This window comes from Ohessyouella blattaphilus, assembly GCF_024721265.1.
GTDB classification, from domain to species: Bacteria; Bacillota; Clostridia; order Lachnospirales; family Lachnospiraceae; genus Aequitasia; species Aequitasia blattaphilus_A.
In genome coordinates, this window is sequence record NZ_JAMXOC010000044.1 from 1 (window position 1) to 6,684 (window position 6,684).

At 45.8% G+C, this 6,684-nt stretch carries 6 protein-coding genes and 1 tRNA gene; 6 read left to right on the forward strand and 1 reads right to left on the reverse strand.

Annotated features, from left to right (window positions below):
- Nucleotides 1-36 precede the first annotated feature (36 nt).
- Nucleotides 37-729: an L-2-amino-thiazoline-4-carboxylic acid hydrolase gene (locus tag NHH16_RS14890; RefSeq protein WP_262070391.1), complete on the reverse strand. Its 693-nt coding sequence runs from the start codon at nucleotides 727-729 to the stop codon at nucleotides 37-39.
- Nucleotides 730-807: 78 nt separating this feature from the next.
- On the opposite strand from NHH16_RS14890, the gene NHH16_RS14895 reads away from it, so the two are divergent.
- From NHH16_RS14895 to NHH16_RS14920, 6 genes are all read left to right on the forward strand, one after another.
- Nucleotides 808-1,431, forward strand: coding sequence for a GDSL-type esterase/lipase family protein (locus NHH16_RS14895; protein WP_262070392.1), 624 nt, complete (start codon nucleotides 808-810; stop codon nucleotides 1,429-1,431).
- An 86-nt stretch (nucleotides 1,432-1,517) separates the two neighbouring features.
- A tRNA-Lys gene (locus NHH16_RS14900) sits at nucleotides 1,518-1,590 on the forward strand.
- Between the two features lie 82 nt (nucleotides 1,591-1,672).
- A complete protein-coding gene (locus NHH16_RS15685) occupies nucleotides 1,673-2,938 on the forward strand; it encodes a sensor histidine kinase (RefSeq protein WP_262070393.1) in 1,266 nt (421 codons plus the stop codon).
- A gap of 3 nt (nucleotides 2,939-2,941) precedes the next feature.
- Entirely contained in the window at nucleotides 2,942-3,787 is an 846-nt protein-coding gene (locus NHH16_RS14910) for a response regulator (protein WP_262070394.1), read from the forward strand.
- Nucleotides 3,788-3,883: 96 nt separating this feature from the next.
- A complete protein-coding gene (locus NHH16_RS14915) occupies nucleotides 3,884-5,377 on the forward strand; it encodes a mannitol dehydrogenase family protein (protein ID WP_262070395.1) in 1,494 nt (497 codons plus the stop codon).
- A gap of 178 nt (nucleotides 5,378-5,555) precedes the next feature.
- Nucleotides 5,556-6,587: a PTS sugar transporter subunit IIC gene (locus NHH16_RS14920; RefSeq protein WP_262070396.1), complete on the forward strand. Its 1,032-nt coding sequence runs from the start codon at nucleotides 5,556-5,558 to the stop codon at nucleotides 6,585-6,587.
- Nucleotides 6,588-6,684 lie beyond the last annotated feature (97 nt).

Consider the following 6,684-nt stretch of genomic DNA (forward strand, 5'->3'; position numbering starts at 1 on the left):
ACGGTACGTACGGTGCTGTGAGAGGACGGCGGTTAGTCACCGCCTCCTACTCGATACAGTTAGATATTCTTCGGAAAACATTTCGGTGAAATCATTTACCGCGTTATTAAGGACTAGCTCGGCAATATCACCGGCTTCCTTTTCTAAGGTACTGCGAAAAGAGGCCAGTAGATGCCCGGTATGGAAGTTGAAATCGTGCATACAGTTGGTACCGATTTCTTCTTTACGGGCTTTCATCGCTGCTTGTTCTTCGCTAGAGACAGCGTCTTCCCAGTCGAATTCACAACGCTTGCCACCCCAACTCATGGGTTTCTTTAACTGGGTACAGACTTTCTCAGGATTAAATCCTTGGTACCAGGCGTTGTCAATATTGACGCAGTAATACTTGCCGTAATCCATCAAGCCGTGTTTTTGCCAGGCGTCACACCAGGCGCATTTGGCGATGTACGTTTGCAGAGAGGGCTCGTATCTCATAACCCCAAAGTCCATCTGCCCTTCATAATCCGGTTTCCATTCACCGTAGACTTGGCTGTTGGCGGTAGAAAGAGGATCCCCAAAACGCTGGGCGTTTGCCGCCATTCGGTTACCTCGTTCGTGACCGTAATTTGCCACCACTTTAAAAAGGATATCCTCGCCGTCATCACTAGCGAAGTTAAGGGTGTATTTTGCCAAGAGGGCAAAAAGTACCGCGTGATGCTCGATTTTACAGACTACTTGTTCTTTTGTCATTTCCATCCTCCTTTAAACTTTTCTGAATGTTTATAGTATACCATCAAGGGGATGAATTGTTAAAGAAGATTTGTTACAATGAGAGGTACGAGAAAAGGAATGGAGATTAATTATAATATGAAAGAAACAATTGCTTGCATTGGTGATAGTATCACCTTCGGCTCAGGGGTCTTATCGCCGAAGAAGAATTCCTACCCCGCCATTCTTGGCCGTCTTCTCGGTGAACGCTATGAAATATTTAATTACGGCTTGCCAGGACGGACTGCCCTTAGAAGCGGTGATCAGCCTTATGTGGAGGAAAGGGAGTATCGAAAGTCCTTAGAGCGAAAGGCTAGCACCTACATCATTATGCTTGGTACCAATGACTCAAAGACATTTAACTGGAAGGAAGACGAATATCCGAAGGATCTTGAGGAGCTTGTCAGGACCTATAAGGATTTGCCGAACGTTCCAAAGATTCTCCTGATGAAGCCACCAAAGGCCTTTCCTGTCCTCGGCGGTATTATCCGCTACGATATTCAAGATAGTATCATTCGCCATGAGATATGTGAGGACGTAGGCACAATCGCCACAAAATATAATTTTGATGTGGTGGACCTTTACCATCTTACGAAAGATCATCCCGAGTGGTTCGTCGACGGCGTACACCCCAATAAAGAGGGAAATCAGGCCATTGCCCAGCGAATTAAGACGTTTTTGTAGCTCTCCGGGGAAAAAATTAGAAAAAGGCTTGCAAAACGCAAGCCTTTCTAATATAATAGCTTTTGTACTAATTTTATACAAAGTATGCGCGATTAGCTCAGCTGGCAGAGCACCTGACTCTTAATCAGGGTGTCCGGGGTTCGAACCCCCGATCGCGTACTTGAAAGTGCTGTTTTTGAGACGGGAATGAGCTCGGGGGCGGTGCTTTTTTTGTGTATGGAAACGAAAAGAGGTTAAGCAAGTGAACAAAAAACTGAGTAGAACTCTGTTACTATCTTTCATTGCAATCTTGGCGGGACAATTAAATATCAGCTTTTATACTAGTGAGTTTAGAATATCATTGGCCATTGTCTTTATCTTGGTGGTCTTTTTTATTATGGACTCTTTTTATATTTCGCTACTGATGTTCTTGAGCGGCTTGGGAGTGTATTTGACCCGGGTGCTAGTGGCGTACACGCAGCGAAATTACGGAGGGAATTCCTGGGAGGTGGCGTTCCCGGAATTGTGTTTCTATACCCTCTTTACCCTTCTTATCTGGATTTATAATAGGTGGTATTACCCCCAGGTGAAAGAACGACCGTTGGCGCCGTTTTTACCGCTAGTGGTGATTGATTACTCTTCAAATGTGTTAGAGCTGCTGCTGCGTTTTGGGCGGGAGTCTTTTACCCTAGAGCGTCAATTTGGTATTTTTCTCATCGCCTTTTTACGTATTTTTCTCATTTGGTTATTGGTTCAATTATTTGTCCATTACCGTTCCCTATTAATGCGACAGGAGCACGAGGACCGGTACAAAAGGCTGCTAATCTTTATTTCGCGTTTAAACGAAGAGCTGGTGTGGCTCCGTAAGAATACCGAGATGATCGAAAACACGATGAGTACTTCCTACCTGCTTTATGACCATTTGCGGGAGCAAGGTTTTGCGAAGGAGTACACGGAGATGGCGCTAGATATTAGCCGGGACGTACACGAGATTAAGAAGGAGTACCTCCTGATTCTTAGAGGCTTAGAGGTGGTGCTAGAATCAGAAAATAATATGGACGATGAGGGGATGTACTTACTAGATATGCTTTCCTTATTAAGGGATAGCGTGGGGCGTATTGCTGATGCGGGTAATACGCGGATGGATGTGATTGTGGAGTGTGAGGAAAACTTTTATACGACGAAGCATTATCTATTACTTTCCGTTTTCCGTAATCTGATGATTAACTCCTTAGAGGCAGCGAAGAAGAAAAGCGTTCAGATAGTGATTAAGGGGGAGAGACGTGGAGAGTATTACTGGTTTAAGGTAAGCGATAACGGTAACGGGATATCCGAGGAAGCGCTGCCGGGAATCTTTCTGCCAGGTTTTTCGACGAAGATAAACTACGAGACGGGAGAAGTGGGCAGAGGGCTAGGCCTTTCTCTAGTGAGTAATATGATTAATAAAGATTTTGGTGGCGTAATCGAAGTAGAGAGTAGTGAGCGGGGAACGACTTTTGAATTTACTTTGAAGACCAGTGAGGTGTAGATTATGAAAATATATTTGCTAGATGATGACCGTCATATTTTGCTTTTGTTAAAACAGATTATCGAGGTGAGAGAGCTAGGCGAGATCTGCGGTATGTCAACGAATCCCGCCACGGCTCAGGATGAACTTCTGGATTTACAGCCGGATTTGCTTTTGATCGATTTGCTAATGCCAGAGATGGACGGGATTGCCGTAACGAAAAGTCTGAAAGAGAAAGGCTTAAGAAGCGGGGTTATTATGCTCTCGCAAGTATCCTCGAAGGAAATGATTGCTAAGGCTTATGAGAACGGGGTAGAGTTCTTTATTCAGAAACCGATTAACGCTGTTGAAGTGGAAGCGGTTATCAAAAATGTAGGGGAAAAGCAAGCCATTCAGGAAACCTACGAGAAGATTAAAGGGCTCTTTAGCGAGCCGAAACCCAGCGATATAGTAAAGGAAAAACCAGGAAAAGGAAATGAAGTGGTTACGAATATCCTCCGTCAACTAGGAATTGTGGGCGAGACGGGTAGCCGAGATATCTTGCGGATTACGGAGTATCTGTTGGAACGCGGAATCTATCTTGGGGAGGTAACGTTAGGAGAGGTGTGTACGGCTCTTCAGGAGTCGCCAAAGACAATGGAGCAAAGGGTGCGCCGGGCAGCGATGAACGGCCTCGGGCACCTAGCTAATCTGGGCCTTGAGGACTTTGGTAACCCTACGTTTGAAGAGTATGCAAATACTTTATACAGCTTTTCCCAGGTCCGCAAAGAGATGGATTATATCAAAGGAAAGTCGTCTGAACGGGGGAATGTCAAGGTGCGCAACTTCCTGAATGCGCTAGTGACCTATTGTCAGAATGAACATTTGTAAAAAAAGAGTGATTATTTTCACACACTCGGTATTGACTGTGCTATATTAGGGGAAAGAGTTATCCAGAATAAAACACATAAGGAGAAGGAATGCGTTATGGGAAATGACAAATCAGCAGTTTTACTAAGCAATGAAACTCTGGAAACGTTAAGCGCTAAGTTAGCTGTACCCCAGTATGACCGAGGAGAGGTTACTCCGGGAATGGTTCACTTTGGGGTGGGAGGCTTCCACCGGGCCCATCAGGCTTATTATTTGGATCAACTGATGAATATGGGGAAATGTCTAGACTGGGGAATCGTTGGCGCTGGCCTGCTACCAGGAGATGAGGCGATGAAAAAAGCGCTTTCCGCTCAGGACTATCTTTACACCTTGGTGTCAAAGAACGCTAACGGGAGCTGGGATTCCCGGATTATCGGTTCGATTATCGACTACCTTTATGGACCGGATGATCCTCAGGCGCTAGTGGAGCAGTTAGCAGACCCGCAGATTAGAATTGTCTCTATGACCATTACGGAGGGCGGCTATAACTTTGATCAGATTACTGGGGAATTTATTGCGACGACACCGGCGGTACAAGCGGATTTGGCAGAAGGCGCCCTCCCGAGCACGGTGTTTGGCTATGTATATGAGGGACTTAAGCTTAGAAAAGAACGAGGAATTGCGCCATTTACGGTAATGAGCTGCGATAATATTCAGGAGAATGGTGTGGCGGCGAAAAAGGCGATTCTGGCCTTTGCCAGATTAAAAGACGGCGAAATGGCAACGTGGATGGAGCAAAATGTTAACTTTCCTTCTTCCATGGTAGACAGAATTACGCCGCGGACTTCGCCAGAGGATATTCAGGCAGTATACGACCGTTACGGAATTAAGGATGGCTGGCCAGTAGTCACAGAGCCATTTATTCAATGGGTTTTAGAAGATGAATTTAACTGCGGTCGTCCAGCGTACGAAGAGGCAGGCGTTCAGTTGGTGGAAGAGGTTGAGCCTTATGAATTGATGAAATTGCGGTTATTAAACGTGAGTCATCAGGCCTTAGCGTATTACGCTTGGTTAATGGGTTATCGATTTGTTCACGACGCCGCAAGAGATCCTTTAATTGCTGAGTTTCTAATGGGTTATATGAATCAGGATGCTACCCCCACCTTATCACCGCTGCCGGGAATTGATCTTGATGAATATAAGAAATCATTGATTGAACGTTTTTCTAATGCAGAGGTTTGTGATACAGTTGCCCGCCTAGCGGCAGAAACCTCTGATCGTATTCCCAAATGGTTGATGCCGATTATCGCCTATCAGCTACAAACGGGAGGTGACGTTAAGTATGCGGCCGCTATCGTGGCGTCTTGGGCAAGATACGCAGAAGGCGTAGACGAGCAAGGAGAGCCGATTGATGTAGTTGACAATGCTAAAGAGCAAGTTATGGCAGCAGCGGCTAAGCAAAAAGACGATTCCTTAGCCTTCCTTCGTCAAGAAGCCTTCTTTGGCAATCTGGTAAACGAACCAGAATTTACGAAAGAATATTTGTGGGCGCTCGACTCTTTACACGAAGTCGGTGCCAAAGAAACCCTGAGCCGGTTATTGGCAAAATAAAAAGCGAAGAAAATCGGAACCGGTGAGGTGATTTATCACTAGAATTGCCCTCGACATTTATGCAAAACCTACAAAGTTAACGAAAAAAATGTTACTTTTTGTTACTTTGTGAAAGCAGTGGTTTACTCTTTCCTTATCAGAAAGTTGAAAAAACAGGAGATAAGGAAGGAGTTTTTTTATGTTAACGATTATTTCAGGAGTGGCGCTTTTACTAGCGGCTTTAGGTGTCTTTTCGTTTTTTAGTTTGAAAATGCCCAAAGGGCAACTAGCGATGTCAGGTATGGCAAATGCTGCCATTGCCACCTTTTTAGTGGAAGCAGTCCATAAATATATTTCTGGAGATTTACTAGGTATCCAGTTTTTCCAGGAACTAGGAGCAACTTCGGGAAGCCTTGGGGGAGTGGCCGCTGCCATTCTCGTACCGATTGCGATGGGGGCGAACCCCGTACTAGCCGTGGTTGCCGGAGTAGCAGTTGGCGGCTATGGAATTCTCCCAGGCTTTATCGCCGGCTACGTAGTGGGCTTTGTGGCTCCATATTTGGAGAAGAAGTTACCTCTTGGAATCGATATTATCGGCGGCGCGCTATTAATTGCGCCTTTAGCGCGGGTGATCGTGATGGTTGTGAGCCCTGGTGTTGATTTTGTCTTGGCTCAAGTAGGCGGTACAGTAACAGCAGCCACGGAGCAATCACCAATTGTGATGGGACTCCTATTAGGCGGCATTATGAAGATGATTTGTACCTCGCCTTTAAGCTCCATGGCGCTGACGGCTATGCTAGGATTAACTGGTCTGCCAATGGGCATCGCCGCTATTGCCTGTGTGGGCGGTTCCTTTACGAACGGCATGATCTTCCATCGTCTTAAATTCGGAAATAAGAGTAACGTGATTGCGGTCATGCTTGAGCCATTGACGCAAGCGGACATCGTTACGAGTCACCCCATTCCTATTTATGGATCAAATTTCTTCGGAGGCGCTCTTGCCGGCATGGTGGCAGCTGCTCTTGGTATCGTCAATAATGCTCCTGGAACGGCATCGCCGATTCCTGGTCTTTTGGCACCGTTTGCTTTTAACCCACCACTTAAAGTAATCTTAGCGCTTGTTTTAGCGGCAGCAGGTGGTCTGCTGGCTGGTTACGTGGGTAGTATTGTCTTTAAAAAATATACAGAAGGATCGCCGGAGAGAGTATCCGGAGTTCCGAAAGTTGCATAAAATACTTAGTCTGCGAAAAAACTTTTTCGCAGACTTTTTTGCAGTGCGCCTGGCGGCGCACGTTTCTAACCGGTGTAAGTCCGCAATCCGCCCGGTA